The sequence below is a fragment of the Vibrio penaeicida genome, assembly GCF_030689305.1.
GTDB lineage: Bacteria > Pseudomonadota > Gammaproteobacteria > Enterobacterales > Vibrionaceae > Vibrio > Vibrio penaeicida_B.
Window position 1 is genome coordinate 522,586 of record NZ_JAUYVM010000002.1, and the last position, 25,493, is coordinate 548,078.

At 42.0% G+C, this 25,493-nt stretch carries 26 protein-coding genes and 3 pseudogenes; 14 read left to right on the forward strand and 15 right to left on the reverse strand.

Going from position 1 to position 25,493, the window contains the following annotated elements:
- The first annotated feature begins 1 nt into the window (after position 1).
- On the forward strand, positions 2–409 hold the full coding sequence (locus tag Q8W40_RS05410) for a hypothetical protein (protein WP_305396213.1): 408 nt from the start codon (positions 2–4) through the stop codon (positions 407–409).
- Positions 410–540: 131 nt separating this feature from the next.
- Here Q8W40_RS05410 and Q8W40_RS05415 read toward each other — a convergent pair.
- A pseudogene (locus Q8W40_RS05415) lies at positions 541–759 on the reverse strand (transposase domain-containing protein); the annotation flags it as partial.
- Position 760: 1 nt separating this feature from the next.
- Positions 761–1,006: pseudogene (locus Q8W40_RS05420) on the reverse strand (IS4 family transposase); the annotation flags it as partial.
- Between Q8W40_RS05420 and Q8W40_RS05425 the strand changes: the two are divergent.
- The 3 genes from Q8W40_RS05425 (at position 994) to Q8W40_RS05435 (ending at position 2,377) form a co-directional block, all read left to right on the forward strand.
- The gene (locus tag Q8W40_RS05425; protein ID WP_305396214.1) at positions 994–1,245 is read left to right on the forward strand and encodes an RNase A-like domain-containing protein; all 252 of its coding nucleotides are present in this window, start codon (positions 994–996) and stop codon (positions 1,243–1,245) included. The pseudogene Q8W40_RS05420 and the gene Q8W40_RS05425 sit on opposite strands and share 13 nt — an antisense overlap.
- Positions 1,246–1,386: 141 nt before the next feature.
- Positions 1,387–1,659, forward strand: coding sequence for a contact-dependent growth inhibition system immunity protein (locus Q8W40_RS05430; protein WP_305396215.1), 273 nt, complete (start codon positions 1,387–1,389; stop codon positions 1,657–1,659).
- A 436-nt stretch (positions 1,660–2,095) separates the two neighbouring features.
- Positions 2,096–2,377, forward strand: a complete 282-nt coding sequence (locus Q8W40_RS05435) for a hypothetical protein (protein ID WP_305396216.1) — start codon at positions 2,096–2,098, stop codon at positions 2,375–2,377.
- A 36-nt stretch (positions 2,378–2,413) separates the two neighbouring features.
- Here Q8W40_RS05435 and Q8W40_RS05440 read toward each other — a convergent pair.
- A pseudogene (locus Q8W40_RS05440) lies at positions 2,414–2,590 on the reverse strand (IS3-like element ISVpa4 family transposase); the annotation flags it as partial.
- On the opposite strand from Q8W40_RS05440, the gene Q8W40_RS28095 reads away from it, so the two are divergent.
- From Q8W40_RS28095 to Q8W40_RS05475, 6 genes are all read left to right on the forward strand, one after another.
- Positions 2,590–3,546, forward strand: a complete 957-nt coding sequence (locus Q8W40_RS28095) for a DNA/RNA non-specific endonuclease (RefSeq protein ID WP_370693364.1) — start codon at positions 2,590–2,592, stop codon at positions 3,544–3,546. The pseudogene Q8W40_RS05440 and the gene Q8W40_RS28095 sit on opposite strands and share 1 nt — an antisense overlap.
- Before the next feature lie 56 nt (positions 3,547–3,602).
- Positions 3,603–3,851 carry a hypothetical protein gene (locus Q8W40_RS05450; RefSeq protein ID WP_305396217.1) on the forward strand — a complete coding sequence of 83 codons (249 nt, stop codon included), beginning with the start codon at positions 3,603–3,605 and terminating at the stop codon, positions 3,849–3,851.
- A 295-nt stretch (positions 3,852–4,146) separates the two neighbouring features.
- Complete coding sequence (locus Q8W40_RS05455) at positions 4,147–7,167, forward strand: RHS repeat domain-containing protein (protein ID WP_305396218.1); 3,021 nt, start codon at positions 4,147–4,149, stop codon at positions 7,165–7,167.
- A gap of 71 nt (positions 7,168–7,238) precedes the next feature.
- A complete protein-coding gene (locus tag Q8W40_RS05460) occupies positions 7,239–7,460 on the forward strand; it encodes a hypothetical protein (protein ID WP_305396219.1) in 222 nt (73 codons plus the stop codon).
- A 2-nt stretch (positions 7,461–7,462) separates the two neighbouring features.
- Positions 7,463–7,885: a hypothetical protein gene (locus tag Q8W40_RS05465; RefSeq protein ID WP_305396220.1), complete on the forward strand. Its 423-nt coding sequence runs from the start codon at positions 7,463–7,465 to the stop codon at positions 7,883–7,885.
- A 347-nt stretch (positions 7,886–8,232) separates the two neighbouring features.
- On the forward strand, positions 8,233–8,526 hold the full coding sequence (locus Q8W40_RS05475; protein WP_305396221.1) for a hypothetical protein: 294 nt from the start codon (positions 8,233–8,235) through the stop codon (positions 8,524–8,526).
- Between the two features lie 149 nt (positions 8,527–8,675).
- On the opposite strand, the gene Q8W40_RS05480 is transcribed toward Q8W40_RS05475, so the two are convergent.
- Both Q8W40_RS05480 and Q8W40_RS05485 read right to left on the reverse strand, forming a co-directional pair.
- Positions 8,676–9,872 (reverse strand): class I SAM-dependent methyltransferase, encoded by a 1,197-nt coding sequence (locus Q8W40_RS05480; RefSeq protein ID WP_305396317.1) that lies wholly within the window; start codon positions 9,870–9,872, stop codon positions 8,676–8,678.
- Positions 9,873–10,072: 200 nt separating this feature from the next.
- Positions 10,073–11,476 carry a methyl-accepting chemotaxis protein gene (locus Q8W40_RS05485; RefSeq protein WP_305396222.1) on the reverse strand — a complete coding sequence of 468 codons (1,404 nt, stop codon included), beginning with the start codon at positions 11,474–11,476 and terminating at the stop codon, positions 10,073–10,075.
- Positions 11,477–11,562: 86 nt separating this feature from the next.
- Here Q8W40_RS05485 and yccX point away from each other — a divergent pair, with 86 nt between their 5' ends.
- A complete protein-coding gene (gene yccX / locus Q8W40_RS05490) occupies positions 11,563–11,835 on the forward strand; it encodes an acylphosphatase (RefSeq protein ID WP_305396223.1) in 273 nt (90 codons plus the stop codon).
- A 7-nt stretch (positions 11,836–11,842) separates the two neighbouring features.
- On the opposite strand, the gene Q8W40_RS05495 is transcribed toward yccX, so the two are convergent.
- From Q8W40_RS05495 to Q8W40_RS05520, 6 genes are all read right to left on the reverse strand, one after another.
- A complete protein-coding gene (locus tag Q8W40_RS05495; protein ID WP_305396224.1) occupies positions 11,843–12,172 on the reverse strand; it encodes a TusE/DsrC/DsvC family sulfur relay protein in 330 nt (109 codons plus the stop codon).
- Between the two features lie 111 nt (positions 12,173–12,283).
- Positions 12,284–12,946, reverse strand: coding sequence for a Bax inhibitor-1/YccA family protein (locus Q8W40_RS05500; protein WP_305396225.1), 663 nt, complete (start codon positions 12,944–12,946; stop codon positions 12,284–12,286).
- A gap of 250 nt (positions 12,947–13,196) precedes the next feature.
- Positions 13,197–13,946, reverse strand: coding sequence for an amino acid ABC transporter ATP-binding protein (locus Q8W40_RS05505; RefSeq protein WP_101113894.1), 750 nt, complete (start codon positions 13,944–13,946; stop codon positions 13,197–13,199).
- Between the two features lie 22 nt (positions 13,947–13,968).
- Positions 13,969–15,066, reverse strand: a complete 1,098-nt coding sequence (locus tag Q8W40_RS05510; RefSeq protein WP_305396226.1) for an amino acid ABC transporter permease — start codon at positions 15,064–15,066, stop codon at positions 13,969–13,971.
- A gap of 1 nt (position 15,067) precedes the next feature.
- Complete coding sequence (locus tag Q8W40_RS05515) at positions 15,068–16,270, reverse strand: amino acid ABC transporter permease (RefSeq protein ID WP_305396227.1); 1,203 nt, start codon at positions 16,268–16,270, stop codon at positions 15,068–15,070.
- 91 nt (positions 16,271–16,361) lie between these two features.
- Complete coding sequence (locus Q8W40_RS05520; RefSeq protein WP_101113891.1) at positions 16,362–17,390, reverse strand: amino acid ABC transporter substrate-binding protein; 1,029 nt, start codon at positions 17,388–17,390, stop codon at positions 16,362–16,364.
- Positions 17,391–17,836: 446 nt separating this feature from the next.
- On the opposite strand from Q8W40_RS05520, the gene Q8W40_RS05525 reads away from it, so the two are divergent.
- Positions 17,837–18,781 (forward strand): precorrin-2 dehydrogenase/sirohydrochlorin ferrochelatase family protein, encoded by a 945-nt coding sequence (locus Q8W40_RS05525; RefSeq protein ID WP_305396228.1) that lies wholly within the window; start codon positions 17,837–17,839, stop codon positions 18,779–18,781.
- 156 nt (positions 18,782–18,937) lie between these two features.
- Here Q8W40_RS05525 and Q8W40_RS05530 read toward each other — a convergent pair whose 3' ends face one another.
- Together Q8W40_RS05530 and Q8W40_RS05535 are read right to left on the reverse strand one after the other, a co-directional pair.
- Positions 18,938–19,420 (reverse strand): YajQ family cyclic di-GMP-binding protein, encoded by a 483-nt coding sequence (locus tag Q8W40_RS05530; RefSeq protein ID WP_305396229.1) that lies wholly within the window; start codon positions 19,418–19,420, stop codon positions 18,938–18,940.
- 5 nt (positions 19,421–19,425) lie between these two features.
- Positions 19,426–20,487, reverse strand: a complete 1,062-nt coding sequence (locus Q8W40_RS05535; RefSeq protein WP_305396230.1) for a 3-deoxy-7-phosphoheptulonate synthase — start codon at positions 20,485–20,487, stop codon at positions 19,426–19,428.
- 334 nt (positions 20,488–20,821) lie between these two features.
- Here Q8W40_RS05535 and Q8W40_RS05540 point away from each other — a divergent pair, with 334 nt between their 5' ends.
- Positions 20,822–21,298, forward strand: coding sequence for a DUF4442 domain-containing protein (locus Q8W40_RS05540; RefSeq protein WP_305396231.1), 477 nt, complete (start codon positions 20,822–20,824; stop codon positions 21,296–21,298).
- Positions 21,299–21,366: 68 nt separating this feature from the next.
- Here the strand turns inward: Q8W40_RS05540 and Q8W40_RS05545 are convergent, their stop codons facing one another.
- The gene (locus Q8W40_RS05545) at positions 21,367–22,716 is read right to left on the reverse strand and encodes a hypothetical protein (protein ID WP_101113886.1); all 1,350 of its coding nucleotides are present in this window, start codon (positions 22,714–22,716) and stop codon (positions 21,367–21,369) included.
- A gap of 194 nt (positions 22,717–22,910) precedes the next feature.
- On the opposite strand from Q8W40_RS05545, the gene Q8W40_RS05550 reads away from it, so the two are divergent.
- Complete coding sequence (locus Q8W40_RS05550; protein ID WP_305396232.1) at positions 22,911–23,744, forward strand: CvfB family protein; 834 nt, start codon at positions 22,911–22,913, stop codon at positions 23,742–23,744.
- A 238-nt stretch (positions 23,745–23,982) separates the two neighbouring features.
- On the opposite strand, the gene rsmF is transcribed toward Q8W40_RS05550, so the two are convergent.
- Complete coding sequence (gene rsmF / locus Q8W40_RS05555) at positions 23,983–25,413, reverse strand: 16S rRNA (cytosine(1407)-C(5))-methyltransferase RsmF (protein WP_305396233.1); 1,431 nt, start codon at positions 25,411–25,413, stop codon at positions 23,983–23,985.
- Positions 25,414–25,493: the final 80 nt, after the last annotated feature.

A 25,493-nucleotide genomic window follows, 5' to 3' on the forward strand; every position in this document is an offset into this window, starting at 1 on the left:
TATGTTTGAAGAGTTTGATAGTTTTCTATCAATGTCGTACTCCGTAGACTATTGGGAAGACGAGGGTATAAGTATCGCAGATAGTAAGCTTTATGATTTTTCTGAACAGGATTGGTTAGAACTTAAAAGTACCATTGATTTAAGGGGGGAGCAGTGGCAAGTTCGATGTATTGGAGTACTGGGAGATCAAGAGCATAAAAACGCATTTCAAATTCTTATCAAACAAGCTGAAAGCTCAAAAAGTCAGCAAGTTCAAGTCGCAGCCTTAGATTCAATTAACTCAATTCTATCCTTTGGTAAACCCAGTACTGAAGAAAAAGCCTTACTAAGGGAAGTTATTGATAAATTTACATCATCTAGCTCAATTGAATCAATGTTGGTTGATTCCCTTCGAAAAAAAGTTGTTTAATGCCAGATATTGTCTGAGATAGATTATCTCCGTTAGGTATTGTGACTATATGATACGGCTCTAGGTCAAAGTACATCTATATCTTTATATCGAATAAAGGTATCCGCCCCATGAATCCACGGGGCGAGCTGTCAGTGTTTGAAGTTCCAAGGTAGTAGTGCATCGATATCTGGTTCTGCCTTCGCTAGCTCCTTCATATACCTAACTATGTATTCGTAGAGGGTAAGACCGTTGGCTTTCGCTGTCTCGACGATGATGTAACGTATCGCGCTCGCATCAGCGCAGCTTGCTGTGTTCGAGAACAACCAGTTCTTCCTTCCAATGACCAGCGGTTTGATTGCGCGTTCAGCAATTGTTGCCTAGATTAATGTCTTTAAGCCGCTTACCTTCGAGTATAGGCAACTGTCTCCCTTGGTTATTGTGCGCCTCAATAACATTATAATTCAGAGGTTTAGAATCTCTGTCTATATAGATGCCTCCACATTGCTCTAGCTCGTCAAAGAAGTGGAAGTCAGGGTAACCTGGGTCCGCCAACAGTAATTTGTTACGCATTGTTTTTGGGTCAGGTAAAAAATCTCTTTCTGATGCAGTATCGGCTTATCCATGAAAATCTTGATGGGCACACCATTAGAAGACATGTAGGTAGAACTGACGAGCAATTGCTACAGCGGTTAGATACTGAGCCAGATATTTTAGGTTCATCAACGTATCCGGACTTGGAAACTGCTCAACGAGCAGTTGGTGATGTATTGTCAAGAAATAGCGATAATGTGCAAGATTGGTTGGAAAACAGCTCTAAACCCAGACTTACACTTAATGCAACACTTGAGTACTAGGTTTGTCGTGTTATCGCTCAAGGGGGGACTGTATCCCGACCATCAAATAAGTCATTTGTACTCTTGGTTAAAGATCCCCTAGCTCCAAATGGTTATCGTGTCCATACTTCGTTTCCAAAGCCAAATAACTAGGATTAAAACATGAATGAAATATTTGAATATTTCTTTGACGCTTATTTTCATCAGGATTGGCGTGATGATTATGAAACATCGCTAAGTGCTGTGAAAGATTTTGCTAAAGCAGAATCTATTGATTCTGTTGAACAGTTAGTACAAGCTTTAAACGAGCTTAGGAGCACGGGCGATTTACCACAAAATACCTTCAATAAGCTTGGTGGTAACTTTAAACCAGAATCTGAAGGTCTATCTGTTTCAGAATGGATTAATAGAGCCTTGGAGTTACTAGACAGGTAGATTGATGGTTTTATAACTAGAGCGACCTAATCTGCGGAAAATCGTGTGCCTGTACATATTGAATTGCTCGTATATAAGAGTGTTTATCAATATGTACAGGAAAAGAAACAGCAATGTAGTTCGATTTAGATTAAGGCTTTCTGTGTATCAAGTCACAAAGCAGACCGATTTTTTAATTATCAAATCAACACTTAACCATACCTGTGTAACAACCTCAGTCAGTATTTCTGTTCTCATAATCTGCTTTATTTCTATGATCGCTTGCAAATTGTTTGTTCCAATTCTTACTTTACCATGGCACCGATATTTTTAAGGTTGTTTCGTCTACCAGATCTCGGTTTTTGAGTGCCAGTCTTAATCGAGTTATACAAGAATCGATAATGGTGAGGCTTTCTTTTCTCCAGTGCTACTGTTCACTTCTCTGCGAGGTAATCAAATGGAAAACTACCCGTCTATAAGAAATTTATTTATATCTATTTTTTCAGTGGATGTTGGGCTGGAGACAAGTGATGAAATAGCTTTGTTTGAACGTGTATTGAGTGATCCGATTCAGAGAGCTGAAATCGAGAAAGATCTAATGAAACTTTTTCGCGATCCTTCTATTTCTTGGTTAATGTTGTTAGAGAATGATGATTATGTTGTTTATCCAGCGGATAATGAGGAAGATGCAAGAGATTATGTTGTCGATACGCTATGGAATAGTGTTTTTCCTAAATAGGATGCGCCATAAGTTGTACCTTCTATATAGCGGCTTTTTATCCAACTCAGTTCGAATACGCCTACATTCGGTAAATGGATATAGGAGATGAATTTCGTCAGTCATACGACGTATATCGACCTTCTCAGCAGAGAGTCCTATTGGCTGATAGTAAGCCGTAGAGCGAGCAATACTGAGTAACTCGCACTGTCGTTTGCTCGGTAGTTGGGTTGATTACAGCAGCTTTGGCTGTAGCTAAAGAGGTACCCACTCCTACAGCACCTTTAAACCAAGCCACTGTAAGGGTCCAAACTCTGGCTACGCAAGTTGCTGCAAATGAATCAAGTTATATCGTTGAAAGAGGTTTACTCAGCAAGCTTGCACCTGCCATAGGTCGGTTGACTAATGCACTGGGACTTTTACTGTATAGCCCTTCATTGGGAGAGTTTGAAGAGGTTACAGCTAGCGATGGAACGTATTATAGTCGAACTAGCCCCGAACTTTGGACCGCCCAAGCTACAGATGGGAGTACTTGGGTTACGGCTTCCCCAATATCAGACACTGCATTTAGAGCATATAAAGCCGCAGGTGGCGAAAAATCACATTCAGATTGGCTGATGGATGGAATGCCTGAGGTTCAGGCAGGTGATGGAGTATTGAATGTTGCACCTGACTTAGGTAGCCTTAACAGGTCTTTGGATAATGCTCCAAATATAGTATATTTGGACTCACGAGCCGAGTTTCGTGAAGTGTCTAAGAACCCTCAACCTAATACCACTTATGAATTTGATGAGTTTAGCTATAGAACTGATGAGTTGGGTCGTGGAGTTAGCACTTCTGGTCAACTTCGTCTTGGTGCTGGAGGCAACCGCTTTTATGATGATAGGCTCATTGGGCATCAAGGAATCCAAGATGATATTGCGTTCCACGCTGGAGCTGACGAATTTGGTTTTCAGGTAGGTGCGTTAAATTTATCTCCAGGAAACAAATCTCTTAATATTAAAGAATACCGTGCGTTGGAAAGAGACTTGAAGTCTCATCTCCAAGAAGGCAGTAGTGTAGAGGCGGATTTTCAAAGTGTATTTGATCCAGATAATAAAACTATACGACCGGATAAATATATAGTCGAATATAGAGTCAACAATGGTCGTTGGCGAACAAGAACTTTCTTTAACCGAGAAGGAGGCTAAGAATTTTGTTATTTAATGATCCCGTAGAATATTACCAAGCAATAGCTAATGAGCTAATGGATATAATTAAAGAACCATGGACTTCAATTGAAATTGAAGCAGTTCTGTTTGATGAATCGATTGGTCTTGAAGTAGCGTACTTCCGACCAGACGGGTCTGAAGAAAGTCGGGTACGTACGATAATGTTAGCCGACTATTTCTATGAGTTGGCCAAGGTTGTAAGTACTGAAGACAAAGGTCTATACAAAAAGTGCAAGTTTGTTTTGAAAAATGATGGAAACTTTAACGTGGATTTTGAATATTGATCTTTAGATGTTTTAAAAAAGCCAGCTATAAAGCTGGTTTTTAACAATTTTAATAGTTATTTATAGACTGAATATTACGCATTGACTCCTGCATAAATTCCTTCTAACTCAATGTTTTTCTTTGATTTCCTCTGTGTGAATTAGAATTAAAGGGACACTCACTTTAAGAAAATACGAAACCCATCAATTACAGTGAGTTGCGCCTAAATCCACAAAGGGTGCACTCGCTCATTTCCCGATTTAAGGCTTTCGCGCATGGTGAATCCTCTTCTTTATAAAGAGAACCTCGTTAACCATGACCAAAGCCCGTGCTCAGGGATACATCAGGGACAGGCACTTTAAAATCCCAGACGGGCAAACAAGTCGTCGCAAGTTCAATAGCCTTGGCCAGCTCGTTTCTAGTGTTGATGAAAGCCAAATCTCCAGCCAATATCACTATGACAAAAAAGGCCGCTTGATAGAGCGAACACAATCAAATGGCAACCATGAGCGCTGGTGGTGGAATGAACAGAACCAACTTCAGGGCTTACAAACGAACGGCACATTAATTCGATACAGCCACAACCAATCTAATAAAATCAATGGGATGGCATACCCAGACGGGATGTTTGTCACTTTAGAACAGAATGACAAAGGTCAGTTAATTCGTCAGCGCACCTTTCACGATTTTGATAAAAGTGTATGTCGTGAACATTCGTATTCTTACGACGATGCAGGACGTATTACATCCATTCAAACGCCAAGTGGTTTAACAGGGTTTGAATGGGGAGAGCTTTCTCAGCCAGAAGGGTTAAACCGCAGTGATGGCAGTGGGCTGTACTTTCAATACGATGGAGAGCGCAACCTCAAATCCATTCATCGAAGTGATAACCTAGACTATCGCTTAGAGTTGTCACCGGATGGGCTGTTAACTCAAACGCAAGGGTTTGATGGGATAAAGCAACACTACCAGTACGATGTTTCTGGTCGTATTAGTGAATTACAATCGGGCAATCGAGCTGTAAAAATCACTTACAATGCCCACGGTGATATTGCTTCGCTCAAAGGGAAAACAGGGCATACTTTCAATGAGTGTCATTTTCAGCATAGCCATGGAGGTAAACTTCTTCATGCATCCAATGAATCGACGAGCCTAGCCTTTGAATACAATGAGCGAGGTCTCCCTACCGCTGAATGGCAATCGACTGCCTGTGTCAGGTATCAATACAATGACAAAGGGCTTTGTGAAGCGCTCGAGTTGCCGAGCGGCGAGTTTCTGCACTTTGGCTACGATGAGTTTGGTCGCTTAACCACAATTACTCGCGTTGCCCAAAGCCGAGATAACGCGTTATCACCAAACGTCGAAATTCAATATGACCAGATGGGGCGGTTGGCTTCTCTCAATTATGGCGATAATCTCAACGAGACCAGAGCGTATGATGGCATCGGGCGGCTGAAATCTCAGGAGTGGGGCACTCGTAGTCGACAATACCGCTACGATGTAGCTCATAACCTCGCTAGCTATGTCGATAATGAACTAGGGCATACCCATTTTCATTACGACAAGCTGACTCAACTGACCCGTGTTAAAACACCCGACGATGTTTATAAGTATCGATTCGACAGCTTTGGCAATCCCGCGGGTGATGACATTGTCGTAGAGCAAGACCGCATACTGGAATTCGAAGGTCTGCGTTATCACTACGACGACCAAGGAAATCAAGTAAAAGTCGCAGGTGGCGACCACTTGCAAAGGCGTGAGTTTAACGCGCTGAATCAACTGGTGACCGTCAACCACAATGGGAAGCTTGCCCACTACGAATACGATGCGCTAGGTCGCCGAAGCAAAAAGACGACAGAAACAGGCGTCACCCAGTTTATCTGGCAAGGCAGCAAACTGATTGGTGAAGTCACCCAGAACAGCTACCGTTGGTATCTCTATCAACCCAATAGCCACGCGCCGCTAATGCTGGTGATGGATGGAGTATGCTACTTTTACCAAAACGACCACTTAGGCACCCCAATCCGAATGGTCGATTTAAATGGCAAAGTGGTATGGCAAGCCAACTACAATCCACAAGGGCAGGCATCCGTTGAGGTAGAAGAGGTCGCGAACCCAATCCGCTTTCAAGGGCAATATTTCGACCAAGAATCTGGGCTGCACTACAACCTAGCTAGATACTACGACCCACTCACAGGTCGCTTTATCCAACCCGACCCAATCGGCTTACTTGGCGGAATCAATCACTACCAATATGCCCCCAACCCAGTCATGTGGATAGATCCATCCGGTTTGTGTTGCGAAGAGCCAGATGCTGCAGTAAAAGCTGGGGAAGTGGATTCACAGCCAGATAAACGAATCGTCTATGCTATGGGGTCGGGGAATTTTACATCTGCGGCTAAAGTGAATGCACCAACATACCCATTACATCCTCAACTTATAGGTTCTAATGTTGGTGGGAAGTACGTTGAAGGAGCGGCAGAATTACTGATATCAGGTGTTTATAACACTGGTGTGGATATAGTTGCTGGTCTAGCCGGTTTAGCGCCATTAGCAATCGGTGATTTAAATACTTCTGTAAACTGGATTGAAGGCATACAGGATACGTTAAGCTACACACCTAAGACAGATGGAGCCCAAATGATAGGGGAGCACCTATCAGATTATGTGCAGATGTATGAAAGTACGATGGAAAGTGCAGGAGATGCAGTTCTAGACGCAACTGGCTCACCACTTGAGGCGACACTTACCCACAAATCAGTAGAGATTGTTGGGACGTTGGTTGGTGGTCGTACTGTCATGAAAGCTATAAAACAAAAGCCTGAATTGTTCGAAGATTTGTATGCAAAAGCCCCTATTGCAAAACAAGAAATTGATGCAATCGCAGATTCAATCGCGAAAAAGTACGGTGGTCATGTGGCTAAAGCGCCGATAAAATCTCGCGATAGAGCTTTACAGAAAATTATGTCAGACTATGATGGAGATCCGCATAAAATCAAAGATTTAGCCAGAAATACGATAATCGTTTCCCCTGAGCATGTGGACTTAGTCGTTGAAGACTTGATAAAACTAGATGCTAAAGTAAAAGTGATTGACGGAGAAAGCAATCCATTAGGGTATAGTGGTGTTAATTCATCGATAAAAACTGATTCTGGAATTATTGGAGAGATTCAAGTCAATACACCAGCTATGATATATGCGAAAGAACCTGAGGAACTAGCTAGAGTATTGTTAGGACATGACGAGTACAACCGCATTTCTTCCAAGTCAGGCCTTCAAGGTGGTGATGGGCACAAATTGTATGAAGAATGGCGAGTAATGGATAGTAATGGATAGTAATGATGTGAATAAAACCAAGTTAGAAGCCAAAAGCAAAGAGTATTATAAGTCTATAAGGGAATCGATTTATGGCAATTAAAACTGGAAAATATTTGGATTCGAAAGATGTGTATATAGATTATCCTTTCGAAGAAGTAATGTTTAGGCGTATGAAGTCCTCTGAAATTTATAAAAAGTTTTATCGCGAACCAGAATCCGTAAAGGTCGTTACTTCGGACAATAGATTATTTAATGATGCCATTCTTTATGGAGAAGAAATATCCCAAGAAGAGTATGAAAAAGGTAAATGATATTGAGCAATATAGAAACTGCAATTGAGATTGCACTAAAGGCTCATGAGCATCAGCTAGACAAAGGTGGTACACCCTATGTATTGCATCCTTTAAGATTGATGTTTAAGTTTCAATGTCAGAAAGAAATGATAGTAGCAGTTTTGCACGATGTTATTGAAGATGGTTCAATAACACTCGAATACTTGCTGAAAGCTGGATTTTCAGGAGACATCGTTCATTCAGTTGATTGTTTGACTAAGCGAAGCCATGAAGCATACGAAGAATACATATTAAGATTATCAAAAGATACGTTAGCAAGAACCATAAAAATTGAAGATATAAAAGATAACCTTGACTTGAGCAGGTTGGAAGTGGTTTTAGAAAAAGATCTTGTTAGGTTGAAGAAATACCATAGAGCTCTTAAAGTTCTCCAGTTAAAGTAAAATCCATGTAAATCAAGCGTATTGAATTTTAGAATTAGAAAAAAGACCGGTCACAAACACCGGTCTGGTCACATGTAACGTCAACCTGTTCCCCTACCTAAGTAACACCTCAGTGCTCGGAATCTGCATTATCTCGTGAGCAATTTGCTTGGTTTCTGTCTCTATGACCACTTGCAAATTGTTAGTTCCTATCTTTACTACACCCGTGGCACCGATATTTTTTTGGGTTGTTTCATCTGTCAGATCTCGGTTTTTAAGTGTCAGTCTTAATCGAGTAATACAAGAATCGATAATGGTGAGGCTTTCTTTCCCCAGTGCTATTGTCCACTTCCCTGTGAGGTAATCAAATGGAAAACTCCCCTTCCATAAGAAATTTGTTTACATTTATTTTTTCAGTGGATGTTGGGTTGGAGACAAGTGATGAAATAGTTTTGTTTGAGCGTGTATTGAGTGAACCGATTCAGAGAGCTGAAATCGAGGAAGAGCTAATGAAACTTTTTCGCGATCCTTCTATTTCTTGGTCAATGTTGTTAGAGAATGATGATTATGTTGTTTATCCAGCGAATGATGAGGAAGATGCAAGAGACTATGTTGTCGAGACGTTATTGAATAGAGTTTTTCCTCCAAAGGACGGGCCATAGGATGTAACTTCCATATAGCGGTCGCTTTTCTACCTATTTTGTACTAATTCGAAGAGATCGCAGAGTTACATTCCAATAACTCTAAATGCATTAGTAAAGGTGTGAGAAATAGGGCATTTCAATTGAAATGCCCTAGCAAACAAAGTGTACTACAGCACTTTACAAGCGAAGCCCTTTAGATAAAAACCTTCTGGGTAAGCGGTGTCGACAGGGTGATCGGCGGCTTGCTCGAATCGCTCCACAAACTTTACGCTTCGACCTGCGTCCACAGCGGCATCAGCGATGATTTTTTGGAACAAGTCACTTTCCATCAAACCGGAACAAGAGTAGGTAAGTAAGGTACCGCCTGGGTTTAGGATTTGCATTGCAAGCATGTTGATGTCTTTATAGCCTCTGCATGCACCATTAAGTTGAGACTTAGATTCTGCAAACTTTGGTGGGTCCATAATGACGACATCAAATTTTGTACCTTGATCGCGGTATTCGCGAAGCAGTTTGAATACATCGGCATTAAGGAAGACAGCACGCTTTTTCGAGATATCAAAGCCATTGGCATCTGCATTGAACTTGGCAGCATCTAACGCCGGTTGAGAAACATCAGCATTGATGACACGCTTAGCGTCTCCTTTTAAGGCGTATAAACCAAACCCGCCCGTATAGGAGAAACAGTTGAGAACTTCTTTGTCCTTTACGTACTTCATCGCTTGTAAACGACTGTCTCGTTGATCAAGATAAAAACCAGTCTTATGGCCATTTACGATATCGACATTGATTTTTACACCATTCTCTTCGATGGTAACGAATTTCGGTGGCAAATCACCGTGCAAAACGCCTACCGTTTCCTCTAACCCTTCTTTCTTTCTTACAGATACATCTGAACGCTCGTAAATATTGTGATTCGGGAAGCAAGCAATAAGTGCGCTAACGATAGTGGCTTTGTTATGTTCAGCTCCAGCGCTTAAAAGCTGACACACGAGAAAGTTATCATACTTGTCTATAGTGATTCCCGGCAGCCCATCTGATTCGGCGGCGATTAAGCGATATCCAGTCAGCCCATCTCTCGCAATGATGTCTTCTCTAAGAAGCTGGGCATCGCGAATGCGTTTCTCAAAAAAAGATTGGTCAATTTTATCGGATTTATCGAAAGACCAAACACGCGCTCTGATTTGCGATTTCGGAGAAAATGCGGCTTTTGCTAGCCATTGACCTGAATGCGCAAATACGTCAACTGTTTCGCCCATTTCAGGCTCACCTGTTACCTTTTCAATGCCACGTGAAAATATCCAAGGGTGTTTGCGACGAAGTGATTTTTCACGACCTTTAGTCAAATGTATAGCAGGAGTCATATACCAGCCTGATGTTCGAAGTTGGGTAGGGGCGGTATTTTCTGTCAGCATGGGGACAATTGCAAATGGATATCACGATGTTATTTCAGTTAATTGACTTTTTACTTTTCGAGAGGGCGAAGGAAATGTGAAATGCCGTTAGAGGTGTATAAGAATTGGTTGAAAGGGCCACAGTAGCGACCCTTTATTTGAAAGTGAGTTTAAGCTTTTAGTCCGGTTAGCAAAGCTTCCATTTGATTACTTTGATTTTTAAGACTCTCGATATTGCCGTTAGCGGACTGAATCAAATGATTCACCTCGACAGATTGGCTACGGATGTCTTCAACACTTAAAGCTATGTTATCCGCAACCACGCCTTGCTCTTCCGATGCCGTAGCTATTTGAATACTGCATTCCGAAAGCTGTTCATTTTTAGCAGATAAGTTGCCAATTTCACCGTCTACTTCACTCATGAGACCTTGACCTTGTGAGGCGTTGTCGACAGTTACTTCCATCAGCTTAGTGAGTGACGAGCTATTGTTTTGCAGTGACTCAATCATAGATTGGATTTCAATGGTGGCTTGTTGCGCTCGCCCTGCAAGGGTACGAACTTCGTCTGCAACAACGGCAAAACCTCGTCCTTGTTCGCCAGCTCGGGCAGCTTCTATCGCTGCGTTGAGTGCCAACAGGTTAGTTTGCTCAGAAATAGAGCCAATGGTCGCAACCACTTCATCAATTTGAGCAGCATTTGCATCTAACTCTGCGACAGCTTGGGCTGCAGACTGGATTTCGGTGCTCAAACTGGAAATGGACGTTAATGTATCCGCCACTTTACGTTGCCCGCCTTGTGCTACTGCTTTAGCTTCTTCTGTTTGGCTGCTAGATCCTTGCGCGAGCTCCGCGACTTCTCTAATGGTCGTTGCCATTTCTTCAGAGGCGCTGGCAAGCGAGTCCAAATTTTCCTGTTGCTTAGATGAGATATTGTAGCTTGACGTTGATGACTGATTTAACTCGGAGCTAATTTGCTGCATTAAGGCGACGGATTCCTGCATAGATAGCACCAGTTTTTGCTCTCGCTCCGACACCTTGTCTATATTGATAGCGATTACGCTAAATTCATCTCTAACAGGGAAATAATTTAATCGATTAGTTAAATCCCCGTTGGATAGAGTCGTCAGCGCTTTGTTTGCCGAGAACATTGCTCCACCAATAAAGGTCATAATATAGTAGACGCTTAAGCCAACAAGAATAAGGCAAGCCACAATGGATGAAACTTGAGTAACTGACAATGAGGAGAGCAAGTTAGCTGAAGGTGATGCGGTGAGCGAGTATTGCCCATCTGAAGTCGTGACAGAGTTAATGCCTGATCCGAACTGTATGTTAGGGGACTGGGAAATAAGGGCGTGAATTTCTTTATTTTCTAGCTCAGAATTTTCAATGAGAGTTGCGACCGCTCTGAGTTCTTGCGCAATCGTTTGCGTTGTGAGTTCATTGGCTGCGTAGTTTAAGATGGAGGAAATAATGATGATGGCTAGAGTAGGAAGAAGAAATAAAAGGTAAAACTTTTCCTGCAATTTCAGATGGATAAGGTATTTATCAATCCATCTAAATGGTATTTCTTTCATGATTTAAATAGTCCCTATTAACAACAAATAACAGATATTATTGACGGAATACACTATAACATCGAGCAATTTAAAGGAATATACGGATGTCTCAAAAGTCAGTTAAGTTTTGTGTGAAAGGATTAGTTCAAGGTGTAGGATTTCGATATCACACCGCTCACCAAGGGTTAAAGTTAGGTTTGTCAGGCTACGCAAAAAACCTAACTAATGGCGATGTTGAAGTCGTAGCGAGTGGAGAGATGAGCAGAATCAATGAATTAGCGTTGTGGTTGGAAAATGGTCCTAAAACCTCCAGCGTAAAATCAATGACAGCCAAAGAGATAGACTTTGAGGATCACACGGGCTTTGAAATATTGTAAGAAATAATTATAAGCACTTTGCAGGTTTAGGTAGGCCCGCAAGCTTTGTCGCCTGCTTGGCTGGACCTTGGCGAAAAAGCTTAAAAAGGTACTTACTATTCCCTTTTTCTGGTCCATGTTCTTTTTCTATCGCTTTTACCAATATACGTACAGCAGGAGACGTATTGAATTCTTCATAGAATTTACGGACGAAACGAATGACTTCCCAGTGAGCCTCTGTCAGCTCAATTCCTTCAGCTTCAGCAAGCATAGGTACTAGATCTTCATCCCAGTCTGTGTGATTACATAAATACCCTTGAGCGTCTGTCTCAATTGTTTTGCCTTGGTGTTCGATCATCGTCATCATTCTCTGAAGAAATTACGGTGGCGTAGATTATCTTAGTTAACACAAACTTTAAAGCACAAAAAAACCCGGTAGAAACCGGGTTTTCGATTAGTGCAATATGAATTAATCGTCGTTCATAATGCCTAGGATGCTTAGCAAGCTGATGAAGATATTGTAGATAGACACATACAATGTCACGGTTGCTGAAATGTAGTTTGTCTCACCACCACGAATGATACCTTGAGTTGTCATTAGTATCGCCATTGTGGAAAAAACAATAAACAAGCTGCTAAGTGCGAGGCTTAAGATTGGTGATTGGAAGAAGAAACTTGCAATCATGCCACCAACAAGGACAACGAATAGTGACAGCATCAAGCCGCCTAGCATCGAAAGGTCGCGTTTAGTTGTCATTGCATAAGCAGATGCACCAATAAAGGCCAACGCTGTACCACCAAGGGCAGTAACGATCGCCTCACCCATGCCTGCACCGATGTAGGCATTTAAGATTGGTCCAAGTGTGTAGCCCATAAAGCCTGTAAATAGGAAAGTAAACACCAAGCCCATCGAGCTATTTTTGTTCTTTTCAGTTAAGAACAGAAGACCGTAAAAACCTACTAGGGTAATGATGATTCCTGGATGTGGAAGATTCATTGCCATTGACACGCCAGCAACGCCAGCAGACCAAAGTAGAGTAAGTGAAAGTAGGAAGTAGGTATTTCTCAATACTTTGTTGGTTTGGATCAGACTCTCGGTGTTGCGAGAATTTGATACTATTGGACCGTTCATAATGTTCCTCGTCGTATGACTAGTTATTTATAAGACATTTATGGCGCTTAAAGTTCCAAAAATCAAGGGCTGTAAGCAATGTATGTCTAAAAAATGGTACGAAAAATAAAGAGATATGTATTAAACCGTTTGTAACATATTGTTACTGTGCAGTTAGATACTTGGTATTTCATTGTTTGGAACTCTCTAAAACGAGAAAGGTGGCAAAGCCACCTTTCAAAATCACCTTAGATTTCAAGGTTAATCCAAATCAGTGGTGCAGTATTTGACTCAAGAAATTCTGAGTTCTGTCTGATTGTGGGTTTTCAAAGAAATCGACTGGGTTATTTTCTTCAATGATTTCACCAGCATCCATAAAGATAACGCGATCTGCAACTTCTTTAGCAAATCCCATCTCGTGCGTAACACACAACATAGTCATCCCTTCGCCCGCGAGTTCAACCATTACATCTAACACTTCACGAACCATTTCAGGGTCGAGAGCGGATGTTGGTTCATCGAACAACATAACTTGAGGGCTCATACAAAGTGAGCGTGCAATCGCTACACGTTGCTGCTGACCACCAGAAAGCTGACCTGGAAACTTGTCGGCTTGATCAGGGATCTTAACGCGCTCTAAGTATTTCATTGCGATGGCTTCTGCTTCCTCTTTAGGCATTTTCTTTACCCAGATAGGAGCAAGGGTACAATTTTCCAAAACCGTTAGGTGAGGGAATAGATTGAAGTGCTGGAAGCACATACCGACTTCACGACGAACCGCTTCGATGTTTTTCAAATCTTCTGTGAGTTCAGTGCCTGAAACAACAATTTGACCTTTTTGGTGCTCTTCTAAACGGTTAATACAACGGATCATCGTTGATTTACCAGAACCTGAAGGGCCACATATAACGATTTTTTCGCCTTTCTTCACGTTCAAATTGATGTTCTTTAGTACGTGAAATTCACCGTACCACTTATTCATGTCCGTTAACTGGATCATGTAATCTTCTTGTTGCGTCATAATACGTCCTTGAACCTGTTAATTATCGTTTGTGACCGGTATGAAGTTTGTTCTCGAGCCATATCGAATACCTCGACATGCCAAAGCAGAACACCCAGAACACTAACGCGACAAATACATAACTTTCAGTTGCAAAGCCCAGCCACTCGGGGTCGGTGTTTGCAGCTTGACCAATACCGAGTACGTCAAACATACCAATAATTAGCACCAAGCTGGTATCTTTAAATAGCCCTATGAAAGTATTAACAATCGATGGAATCGTAATTTTTAAGGCTTGCGGTAAGATGATTAAGCCCATTTTTTTCCAGTATGACAAGCCTAAAGCATCTGCTGCTTCATACTGTCCTTTTGGAATGGCTTGTAAACCACCACGAATTACCTCTGCCATGTAAGCCGCACTAAACATGACTACACCAATAAGAGCACGAAGCAGTTTGTCTGTCTCAGAGCCTTCAGACAAGAACAAAGGCAGCATGACCGAAGCCATAAACAAAACGGTAATCAATGGTACGCCACGCCAAACCTCGATATAGACGGTACAAAGGCTGCGTATGATTGGCATATCGGAGCGTCGACCCAGCGCGAGTGCAACCCCAATAGGTAGCGAAACAATAATACCGACGAGTGCGATGATCAGAGTAACAAGTAAGCCACCCCATTTATGCGTGTCGACAACTTCTAAGCCAAAAACACCACCGTACAGAAGCCCTGCGGCTAAAAATGGGTAGATATTGACAAAGAATAGCCAAATCCACGTTCTTTTCGGTGTGCCTTCATATGCCAGTAAACCAACAAAAATAGCAAGTGTTGCGAAGAAAAGTTGAGGTCGCCACAGCTCTTCAGCAGGATAGAACCCAAACATGAACTGATCCCATCGTACACCGATGAATACCCAGCATGCTCCTTCTCTTGAACAATCTTCTCGTGTTGTGCCTACCCAATCTGCAGATAGAAAACCCCAGTCAATAATGTTCCAAGTTGCCATCAATGCAATGTAACCAAGAATCAAAGTAACAACAGAATTTACAGGACCATTGAATAGATTTTTTCTCATCCAGCCAACAATACCTACAGTATTAGCAGGAGGCGGGAGATCTGGTTGAAATTGATGTTGTGTCATACTATCTCTCCACCAATGCCACTTTGCGGTTATAAATGTTCATCAGACTAGAGGTCACCAAACTCAAAGTGAGGTAAACACCCATTGTCATTGCGATAATTTCGATTGCTTGACCCGTTTGGTTCAATGTCGTTCCGGCAAACACAGATACAAGATCTGGATAACCTATCGCCATCGCAAGTGATGAGTTCTTAGTTAAGTTAAGGTATTGGCTAGTGAGTGGTGGGATGATGATTCGCAAAGCTTGCGGAATCACAACCAATTTCAATGTCTTCGCACGAGGTAAGCCTAAGGCCATCGCAGCTTCTGTTTGCCCGTGGTTCACGGCATTAATACCAGAACGGACAATCTCTGCAATAAAGGATGCAGTGTAAACACTTAATGCAATCAATAGTGCGGCTAACTCGGGAAGAATGGAGATACCTCCACGGAAATTAAATCCTTTAAGCTCAGGGTAGTCTGTGCTTATCGGCATTCCGGCAAGAAGGTACGCGATAAAAGGTAAGCCAACAATCAAACCAATACTAATTAGTGCAACAGGTGTTTGCTGACCAGTAAGTTTTTGTTTGTTGCCTGCCCAGATGCTGATCACAACCGAAGCAATGACGGCGGCAATAAGCGCAACAAATATAATTCCACTGCCTTCCTCAAAAACGGGGCTTGGCAAATATAAACCACGTACATTAAGGAAAATGGATTCGCCTAAGCTGAGGCTTTGTCTTGGTGAAGGCAAAGCTTGTAACACCGCAAAGTACCAAAAGAAAATTTGCAGGAGTAGGGGAACGTTACGGAAAACTTCAATGTAAACAGCCGCCATACGGCTGACTAGCCAGTTGCTAGATAGCCTAGCAATACCAACAAAGAACCCAAGAAATGTCGCTACAATGATCCCTAAAACTGAAACCAATGCAGTATTGAGTAGACCGATAACAAAGGTTCTACCATAGGAAAAGGTTTCATCATACTCAATCAGAGTTAGGCCAATCCCAAAGCCTGCTTCTTGAGAAAGAAAATCAAAACCAGTGGCAATGCCGCGAGCGTCAAGGTTGCTCAGCGCGTTGTCGATAATGGTGTAGAAAAAACTCGCCAATGCTGCAACAGCAATAATCTGAAACACAATTGAACGAAACGTAGGATTATATAGAAGATTTGTGTTCTGTGCCGGTTTACCCGAGCCAGACACTTTTTTATCAGTAGGTTGCATACAGCTATAACCTCAAATCCATGTAGCTAAATCTAGGTAAGCAAAGGGCGGCATACACCGCCCTTATTATTTGATTATACTAATCAATAGCTTATCGGATTGGTGGCGCGTACATGAAACCGCCAGCATTCCATAGTGCATTCACGCCACGAGAAATTTGTAGCGGAGAACCTGCACCTACAGTTCTTTCAAAGCTTTCACCGTAGTTACCGACTTGTTTGACAACTTGGTAGCCCCAATCGTCAGCCAAACCTAGACCCTTACCTTTAGGACCGTCAACGCCAAGAATACGCTTGATGTTCGGATCTTTAGATTTCAGCATTTGGTCTGCGTTTTTAGAGGAAATGCCATACTCTTCGGCATTGATCATAGTGTTCAGTGTCCACTTCGCGATGTTAAACCAAACATCGTCACCTTGGCGCACTACAGGACCAAGTGGTTCTTTAGAAATGATTTCAGGAAGTACGACTGCAGACGCCGGATCTTTTAAGTTAAGGCGAAGTGCATACAAACCAGATTGGTCTGTAGTCAGTACGTCACAGCGACCTGAATCGAAACCTTTGGATGTTTGAGCTGCTGTATCAAATACAACTGGCTTGTAAGACATGCCTTGGTTACGGAAGTAGTCTGCAAGGTTTAACTCGGTAGTCGTACCTGATTGAACACAAACGGAAGCTCCGTCCAGCTCTTTCGCGCTACTTAGACCTAAGTCTTTCTTAACCATGAAACCTTGACCATCGTAGTAATTCACGCCGACAAAGTTCAGACCAAGTGCTGTATCACGATGCAGAGTCCAAGTCGTGTTACGAGACAGAACGTCGATTTCACCAGATTGAAGTGCGGTGAAACGCTCTTTTGCAGTTAGAGGAACATATTTAACTTTTGATTTATCGCCTAAAACAGCAGCGGCAAGTGCTTGACAGTACTCTACGTCAATACCTTCCCATTCACCTTTTGAGTTAGGGTTAGAAAAACCTGGTAGACCAGTACTTACCCCGCACTGAAGGAAGCCTTTTGACTTCACTTTATCCAACGTACCATCTGCTGCGAAAGCAGAAGTTGCCATCATGGCGGTTGAAGCAGCGACTACTGAAGCAAGAATAGTGAGTTTCTTTGCCATTTGAATCCTTCCTGTATCATCCATGCAATACCAATCGAAATTGGTTCACGTTTAGTTATGTTAGTATTTTGTGCTGTTATGAAAGAAGTACGGCACTCTATTCATACAGCTATTTATAAGCGTAGGAAAGGATCTGGGATTTCTCAAATTGTTAATTTAAAAGAATTTTTGAGTGCAATCACAGAACCGAACGTAATTAGAATGACGAAATGTAATACGAATGTAAATAGTGCAACGACGCTACAAAATAGTGAGGCAGAGTTTTAAGTTCTGGTAAAGGTTATAATTTAGCCATTGATATTGCTATCAAAATAATTTCTAGATGATATGTCTCACAATAGAAGAAAATTTGAATGATGATCTCTGGAGGATTCTTAACCAGATGTCCCTAGTGCCCCCTTTTTGTTAGTATTACGGAAACAATAGAATTGCAACAAAGGATTAGGATGCGATATTTCCCGTTATTTTTTGACTTAAATCACAAGCCAGTATTGGTAATCGGAGGGGGAGAGGTTGCATCTAGAAAGGTTGACTCGCTGCTTCGAGCAGGAGCAGACGTTACGATTGTTTCCCCTAAAATTGACCCGTTTCTAAGAAAGCTAGTAGAAGAAGAAAAATGCCATTGGGTTAAAGCTTTTTATAGCCCAGATATGATGCAGGATTATGTTCAAGTATGGGCGACAACAGATAACCCTGAGCTGAACCACAAAGTCCATGCGGATGCCAAGAGTAAAGGCATTATGGTTAACGTCGTCGATGACCAGCCATATTGTGATTTCATCACGCCTTCAATGGTAAACCGTGGTCGCATTCAAATTGCGATTTCGAGCGGTGGTGCGTCTCCGGTGTTGGTTAGAAATATTCGAGAGAAGCTTGAATCGATTCTTTCGCAAAATATTGGTCTTCTCGCCGAGTTTGCTTCTTCAAAGAGAAACAGTATTAAAGAGATTCTCCCTTCAGTGGATGAAAGAAGAAAGTTTTGGGAAGCGTTCTTTTCTGACCCAAATATCGAATCGGTACAGGATAGGGCTTATCTTGAAAATCTATATGAAGCGCGTTTGAAAGATACTGACTTTGAAAGTGGTTCACTCACATGGCTCGAGTTTGGTGATGACATTGAACTTATGTCAATCAAAGGCTTAAGGTTCATGCAAGAAGCTGAACTCGTACTTGCCCACAAAGATTGTCCATTTGAATTTGTTGATCTATGCCGAAGAGACGCTGAGAGAGAGAGCTATAAAAACTATGCTGAATTGTCGGCAAGGTTGTCCGACCCTAACGTATCTCCGCAGAGAGTGGTTGTATTTTTTCCCAAGGGTGAGCAGCATAATCCAGAGCTTAAATTACTTGCTCAAAACCACCGAATTATCGAAGTTGCAGGTATTAACTAACCTGAACTCGGGACAACAATTTGCTCAATTCAGTAAAAGTGTGTAAACAAAAAAGGCTTCGTAATTGAAGCCTTTTAAAATATGTATCGTTTAAAGCCAACAGACCCTAGCTAACCTATCGAAATTACGAAATATGTCTCGATAGGTTAATGGGCATTAATCGCGGAAGTTCTCATACTGAAAAGGTTGACCCAATTCTGATTGCTTTAGTAAAGCAATGACAGATTGTAAGTCGTCTCGTTTTTTACCAGTAACGCGTACTTTTTCGCCTTGCACTGCGGCTTGAACTTTGAGCTTGGCATCCTTAATTGTTTTCACAACTTTCTTAGCCATTTCCTTATCAATACCTTGCTTGAACAGTACGACCTGGTTCCAGCTTTTTCCTGAGGCATCAGCTTTTTGGGAGTCCATGGAATTGACATCCACACCACGCTTAGTCAAGTTACCACGTAGGATATCCCTCATTTGTTTCAACTGAAACTCGGCTTCAGCATGAAGCTTTACGGTTTCATCTTTAAATTCAAAGTTGGCTTCAACACCTCGAAAATCGAAGCGAGTAGAAAGCTCGCGACTGGCATTATCGACAGCGTTACGAAGTTCAACTGTGTCGACTTCAGAAATAATGTCAAAAGAAGGCATAAGAATTATCCTTTGTCTGATCGTGTTTTTATGGCTTCAGCGAGCATATCTAGCATCTCGACGGTATGCTCCCAGCTTAAGCATGGGTCGGTGATCGACTGACCATAGGTAAGTGAAGTAATGTCGTTCATTGACTGATTACCTTCAAGAATGAAACTTTCAGCCATAATTCCAGCAACGGAATCAGAACCAGAACGTATTTGCTGACAAATGTCTTCAGCCACCTCCAGCTGTTTACGATGCTGCTTTTGGCAGTTAGCGTGGCTAAAATCGACAACAAGCTTTTGCGGTAAATCGAAACTGCTAAGTTGCGCGCATGCCTCAGCAACGGAATCTGAATCGAAATTCGGTCCCTTGTCTCCACCTCTAAGAATAACGTGCCCGTGAGGGTTACCGGAAGTGCGATAAACCGTCATTCGACCATTTTTGTCTGGAGAGTAAAAATAATGAGAAGCTTTGGATGCACGAATGGCATCAATTGCAATCTTAACGTTTCCGTTTGTGCCGTTTTTAAATCCGACAGGGCAAGAAAGTGCAGAAGCCATTTCGCGGTGAATTTGTGATTCTGTAGTGCGAGCGCCAATGGCACCCCATGTAATAAGGTCAGCGATGTATTGACCCGTAATCATGTCAAGAAATTCTGTTGCTGTAGCCAAGCCTAGCTTGTTAATGTCTAGCAGCAACTTTCTTGCTTTATTTAAACCCGTTTCTAATGCGTAAGAACCATCTAGGTTTGGATCGGTTATCAAACCCTTCCAACCCACAACTGTACGAGGTTTTTCAAAATAGGTGCGCATTACAATGAAAAGTTCATCTTTATACTTATCTTGAATGGCGCTTAGGCGTCTCGCGTAATCTAATGCTGCCTCGGTATCATGAACTGAGCAAGGGCCAACAATTGCCAGCAGCCGGTTATCCTGACCCGCTAAAATGGCTTCAATTTGTCGACGAGACTGTTCGATTCGCTCGGCAACGTCATCCGTGAGAGGGTGAGCTTGAACCAGCTCTGCAGGAGTGGGCATTGGGCCCAGAGGCTGAGTTCTTAATTCGTCTGTCTTTAAGGGCATGTGCACGCCTGTAGTTATACTGCAAAACGGTTAAGATAGCGGAAAATACATAGGGAATAAACACGCATTTATTCATATGAACAAAAACTTACCTTTCAATCCTAAATACCTCTGAAAATCGCCCTCAACTGTACATCGTTCTTGACATTGTGTTTGATTATTTTGACGTGATGGTATGGCGAGAGTTGATCTTATAGTAATCATGACAGTGTCACGTTTATGGGTATAAAGCAGTTTTTGCGCGATCGCACCATTAACATTCATTACAATCCATTGACAATTCAACTATTGTATTTTTAACTGGTCTGACTAGTTTATTCTGTAGGTCTAGCCAATGTTTTCTGCGATACAAAAAGCAAATTTTTACTTGAACACGTTCGGATTCTTTAAGGTTCCGCTTATTTGGCTATGCAGGCCTAAAATTCTTGAACTAAATGAGAAAACCGTTGAAGTCAGAATCCCGCTCAAGAAAAGGACAAAAAACCACCTCAATAGCATGTATTTTGGAGCGTTGGCGATAGGGGCCGACGTCGCTGGTGGATTTATGGCGATGGGGAAAGCGCAAGAGCGAGGAGGAAAAGTGTCGCTAGCATTTAAAGGTGTGAAAGGAGAATTTCTAAAGCGACCAGAAGGCGACGTGCATTTCTTATGTCATGATGGACATTTAATTGATGAAATGTTGGATGAAACCTTTCAAACGGGTAAACGTGTAAATAAGGCGGTTACGATTACAGCCATTTGCCCAACCTTACATGCGGAGGAGCCCATGGCTGTATTTGAATTGGTGCTATCGGTAAAAGTGGTTAGCTAGGCAGTGTTTTAGGGGGTAGTATTCGTTCTGATAATAACTTGCGCCGATAACGATTTGAGCCCATGTCACTAAAGAGAAATTTGCTCTATATCCACAATCTTGGAGCGATTTAAAACAATTTTCCAACGATAGTAATTTGATTCGCCATCATGGTTGTTTTCTCGAACGATTAGGTTCAATAAGTGGCGTTTCTCAACTGATTCCTTACTCACCTGACCATCGTTGAGTTGATAGATCTTGCTGGATCCCTTGTCCATTAGCCTAGCGATTTGGCTTAAGCTGATGTTTAACGTTTCACGTGTTTGTTCATAACCACTCATAAATAACGTTGTCGTCATTTCTGTTTGGCTTCTGTAATGCAGAACTTTTTCTTCTCGCTGAGCCACGCGACGTTTTCGAATTTTTTGTACTCGATCGGGCAGCTTTGAATAGCTTGTGTAGTCCATCCATTCAATTTTGTGACCCACCATTTTGTTGGTGCTAGGGTCGTAGTAGCGACCTCGCCATTTAGGCTTGCCTTTGCGTATCCAGCGCCAAAGGATATCCCTGAGATCATCTTTGAAGATTTCACGCAACGCGTAGATAAACGACATAATGATGATAAACGATGCCGTAATTTCACCTAATTGATCACGCATCAAAATCGCGATGGTTGTTACGAAAATCATGACAATGCCCGTAGCGATGCCTTTTACCGCCCTCATTACATTTTTCCCCATCGAACGGTTTTTCTTTTTAAGTACAATCGGGTATTCAATTAAGCGTCTGAGCAAGCGCATTTTGTTCGACATGCGGGTAATGTCGGTACGGGCTTTTTTAGAGTTGTATCGGTTAAGCTCCCGGTGCGCGACTTCCTTTTCACATAGTGTGATCAGGCGTTCTTTAATGGCTGCATACTCTTTGCCTCTTGGCATGTGTGCAACTAAAGAGAGAAAGTGTTGCTCGGTGTACCACGAAAGGTAGTTGTCGATATTGGCGTAATAACGTTTTTGAGTTTCGTCGTAGGGTATAGAACGGCGTAAGCGCTTAAGGATATCGAGAGCAAGGCTAATAACTTCATCCACTTCATCTTCAGTGACGCTGTCACGACTTTGATGATTTAATTCATCAACAGCTTTATCAAGCGCGATAACATATTGGTAGGCATATAAGCTTAAACTGACACGATATTGGTTATTCGATAATTGACCCCGTTTTGCTAACCGACTGTGGACCAAAGGTAGGTGGGTTTGATCACTGTAATAAGCGCGTTTTTCACTGAGGGCCCCATAGTAAAAGTCATTTTCTGACACCACATCCGAGCTCAACCCCAATTCTCCGGGAGCGAAAAGGTACACATCCAAATCCAGCTTCTTAGAAGTGGGCATTACGTGTGTCACTTTAAGAGTTAGCGCATCTTGTTTCTCAACAGTAATCACTAAAAGATCCTTTCATTTTTATTGTTATAGCGTGAAAGCGTTTTCAAAGAGGTTGGTATAAAATATAAAGTCAGATATCAATAAGCAACCCGTGCGGCTTGCATCGTATTGAAAATGAAGAGTGATTTACAACAGCAATCATAGCAGAGTTAACGTATAATCTCTGCCAAATTTAAGATGAGTAACACCCTAACATGATTAAAATTGGTCAAACCAACACATTAGAAGTTGTTCGCAAAGCAGAATTTGGACTATTTCTTGATGCGTCCGAATACGGAAGCGTACTTTTACCTAACAAGTATGTACCACAGGGTACAGACTTAGGCAGTAAAGTAGATGTCTTTCTGTATTTTGATTCTGATAATCAATTATGTGCGACGACTGAAACACCTATTGCACAAGTTGGTGAGTGGGGGTTGATGAAAATTGAAGGCGTAAACAGTACTGGTGCATTTGCAAGCTGGGGAATTGATAAGAAAGATTTGCTTATTCCTTTCAGCGAGCAACGTGCAAGGTTTCGTGTTGGTCAAGATGTGTTGGTTTTGGTCTACACCGATAAAGCATCGGGGCGCATTGTAGGAACGACCAAGTTTAATAAATGGCTTGATAACACGCCTGCAAACTACACAAAAAATCAGCAAGTTGACCTGATTATTGCTGAACGGAGCGAGTTAGGTTACAAAGCCATCGTTAACGGTGAACATTGGGGCATGATATTTAGCTCTGATGTATTTGGTAAGCTGTTTATCGGTAAGCGTTTGAAAGGTTATATCAAATCCGTTCGAGAAGATGGAAAAATCGATCTGTCACTTCAGAAGGTTGGTACGGCCAAGATGGATGATTTGAGTAGTAAAGTCCTTGATGTTTTAGAGAAAAAAGGCGGCTTTTTGCCTCTAAATGACAAGTCTACACCTGAAGCTATTTTTGCCGTTTTCCGTACTAGCAAGGGTACATTTAAGAAAACGATCGGTGGCTTGTATAAATTGGGCAAAATTACGATCGATAAAGAAGGCATTCGACTTAACTAAATCGCTCAAGCTGTTAGCGTTTTAGTTGGGGTAAGAGTAGGTTGTTTGATTTTTAACTTTATGATTTGTTAGACATTAAACTTTTAAGTGAAAATTAGCTTATTAGTTTACTGCCGAAAAAGAGCCCAGAACGATTCCTGTTCTGGGCTAGGGGAATGGCTCTTGTAGAAAGAGCCTGCGCTAATTGCTTTTACTTAATCATAGTACACGCAGGCTCAATTACCACCATATATAGTGGTTAGAACAGGTTTACGTCTCTAACTAGTTCTCTTGGAAGACCATTTTTTATTCTATTGCCTACCCATTTTCCAATTCCAATGACATCGTTATCAAGTTTGACGATAACTTCACCTTTGCCAGATAAGTTTTCAGGTCTTACGTCTCTCCCCATATACCACTGACGTGCGTCTTCAATACTTAAAGACACACTCTGGGTTTCTTCTCCTGTTGAAAGTGCCATAACCGCTTCATGTTGCCAGCGATATCCTTTCTTGTGAGTCTCTGCCAGTTTTACTCCCATTCGACTAAAACGAATTTCACCTATCAAAGGCTCTAATGCCACAGGGAACAGCCACACTTCTTTGTCTCTTACCCAAAGCTGCGTTTGCTCTGGCAGTAATATGCCTAAGGTCTCTGCTAAGTGTTTCTCGATGTCCGTGGTTACTTTTGTCGAGGCTTTTACGAATGGGAACTTTCCTAAGCGTTTCTTTACTTGAGGTGCTTCTACCGAATGATGCTTTCGCAGCCTCGCAACAAAGAAACCCTCACTGTCAAAAATCTGCGGGTAAACATGTAAGAAGCCTTCTTCGGTAATGGCTGCATCTGCATTTTCAAACAAGTGTCCTAAAGGTTCAAAATCGACAGCATCACCAAATTTATCTTTAAGGTGATGACAGACTTGTTGGTTTTCTTCCAAGTTAAGGGTACAAGTAGAGTAAACCAGCACACCACCGGGTTTTAATGCATGAAAAGCACTTTCTATCAGGTCTTTTTGAGTAAGGGCGATATCCAATACAGATTCTTTGCTCCAGTTACTCATTGCGTCAGGATCTTTGCGCACAGCTCCTTCGCCAGAGCAAGGTGCATCGAGCAGAATCGCGTCAAATTTTTCTGGTAACCATCCACCAAAAACACGACCGTCAAAATTCGTTAACGCAACATTTCGTACGCCACAACGTTGAATATTGGAATGAAGTACTTTAACTCGACTGGCTGAAAACTCGTTAGCGACAAGCGTACCCCGGTTTTTAAGTGCGGCTGCGATTTGAGTCGTTTTAGACCCAGGTGCAGAGGCCACATCAAGTACCGTATTCAATTTGTCAACGTTATTGTCTGTGAGTAATGCGGTGACTGGCATCATAGAGCTTGCTTCTTGTATGTAAAACAGCCCTGCCATATGCTCCGATGTATTACCAAGTGGCACTGCATCGGATTCATCACGCTCTATCCAAAACCCCGAATCACACCAAGGGACTGGCGTAAGCGTCCACCCTTTGGATTTGGCTCTATTTAAAAACGCTTCAACAGAAATTTTCAGAGTATTTACACGAATACTTCGACGCAACGGGCGTTTACATGCTGCTATAAATTCATCCATGTCCAGGTGAGAAGGCATAATTTCTTGGATCTGATTGATGAATGCGTCAGGTAGTTTGATATTAGAGTGCAAATTAGTATCTCTGAAGAAAATTTTGCTGCCAATTCTATCGCAAATCAAAAAAAATGCAGCTTAAACTGAAGCTGCATTTT

Coding starts and splice junctions, on each gene's coding strand:
- Q8W40_RS05480 (WP_305396317.1), bottom strand. CDS start 9,872: ATGACTCCTGCTATACATTTGACTAAAGGTCGTGAAAAATCACTTCGT.
- Q8W40_RS05525 (WP_305396228.1), top strand. CDS start 17,837: ATGCGATATTTCCCGTTATTTTTTGACTTAAATCACAAGCCAGTATTG.
- Q8W40_RS05450 (WP_305396217.1), top strand. CDS start 3,603: ATGGATATAATTAAAGAACCATGGACTTCAATTGAAATTGAAGCAGTT.
- Q8W40_RS05540 (WP_305396231.1), top strand. CDS start 20,822: ATGTTTTCTGCGATACAAAAAGCAAATTTTTACTTGAACACGTTCGGA.
- Q8W40_RS05550 (WP_305396232.1), top strand. CDS start 22,911: ATGATTAAAATTGGTCAAACCAACACATTAGAAGTTGTTCGCAAAGCA.
- Q8W40_RS05505 (WP_101113894.1), bottom strand. CDS start 13,946: ATGACGCAACAAGAAGATTACATGATCCAGTTAACGGACATGAATAAG.
- Q8W40_RS05425 (WP_305396214.1), top strand. CDS start 994: ATGCAGTATCGGCTTATCCATGAAAATCTTGATGGGCACACCATTAGA.
- Q8W40_RS05520 (WP_101113891.1), bottom strand. CDS start 17,390: ATGGCAAAGAAACTCACTATTCTTGCTTCAGTAGTCGCTGCTTCAACC.
- Q8W40_RS05515 (WP_305396227.1), bottom strand. CDS start 16,270: ATGCAACCTACTGATAAAAAAGTGTCTGGCTCGGGTAAACCGGCACAG.
- Q8W40_RS05495 (WP_305396224.1), bottom strand. CDS start 12,172: ATGATCGAACACCAAGGCAAAACAATTGAGACAGACGCTCAAGGGTAT.
- Q8W40_RS05410 (WP_305396213.1), top strand. CDS start 2: ATGTTTGAAGAGTTTGATAGTTTTCTATCAATGTCGTACTCCGTAGAC.
- Q8W40_RS05510 (WP_305396226.1), bottom strand. CDS start 15,066: ATGACACAACATCAATTTCAACCAGATCTCCCGCCTCCTGCTAATACT.
- Q8W40_RS05475 (WP_305396221.1), top strand. CDS start 8,233: ATGGAAAACTCCCCTTCCATAAGAAATTTGTTTACATTTATTTTTTCA.
- Q8W40_RS05535 (WP_305396230.1), bottom strand. CDS start 20,487: ATGCCCTTAAAGACAGACGAATTAAGAACTCAGCCTCTGGGCCCAATG.
- yccX (WP_305396223.1), top strand. CDS start 11,563: ATGTCTCAAAAGTCAGTTAAGTTTTGTGTGAAAGGATTAGTTCAAGGT.
- Q8W40_RS05435 (WP_305396216.1), top strand. CDS start 2,096: ATGGAAAACTACCCGTCTATAAGAAATTTATTTATATCTATTTTTTCA.
- Q8W40_RS05530 (WP_305396229.1), bottom strand. CDS start 19,420: ATGCCTTCTTTTGACATTATTTCTGAAGTCGACACAGTTGAACTTCGT.
- Q8W40_RS05455 (WP_305396218.1), top strand. CDS start 4,147: ATGACCAAAGCCCGTGCTCAGGGATACATCAGGGACAGGCACTTTAAA.
- Q8W40_RS05500 (WP_305396225.1), bottom strand. CDS start 12,946: ATGAACGGTCCAATAGTATCAAATTCTCGCAACACCGAGAGTCTGATC.
- Q8W40_RS05430 (WP_305396215.1), top strand. CDS start 1,387: ATGAATGAAATATTTGAATATTTCTTTGACGCTTATTTTCATCAGGAT.
- Q8W40_RS05485 (WP_305396222.1), bottom strand. CDS start 11,476: ATGAAAGAAATACCATTTAGATGGATTGATAAATACCTTATCCATCTG.
- Q8W40_RS05460 (WP_305396219.1), top strand. CDS start 7,239: ATGGCAATTAAAACTGGAAAATATTTGGATTCGAAAGATGTGTATATA.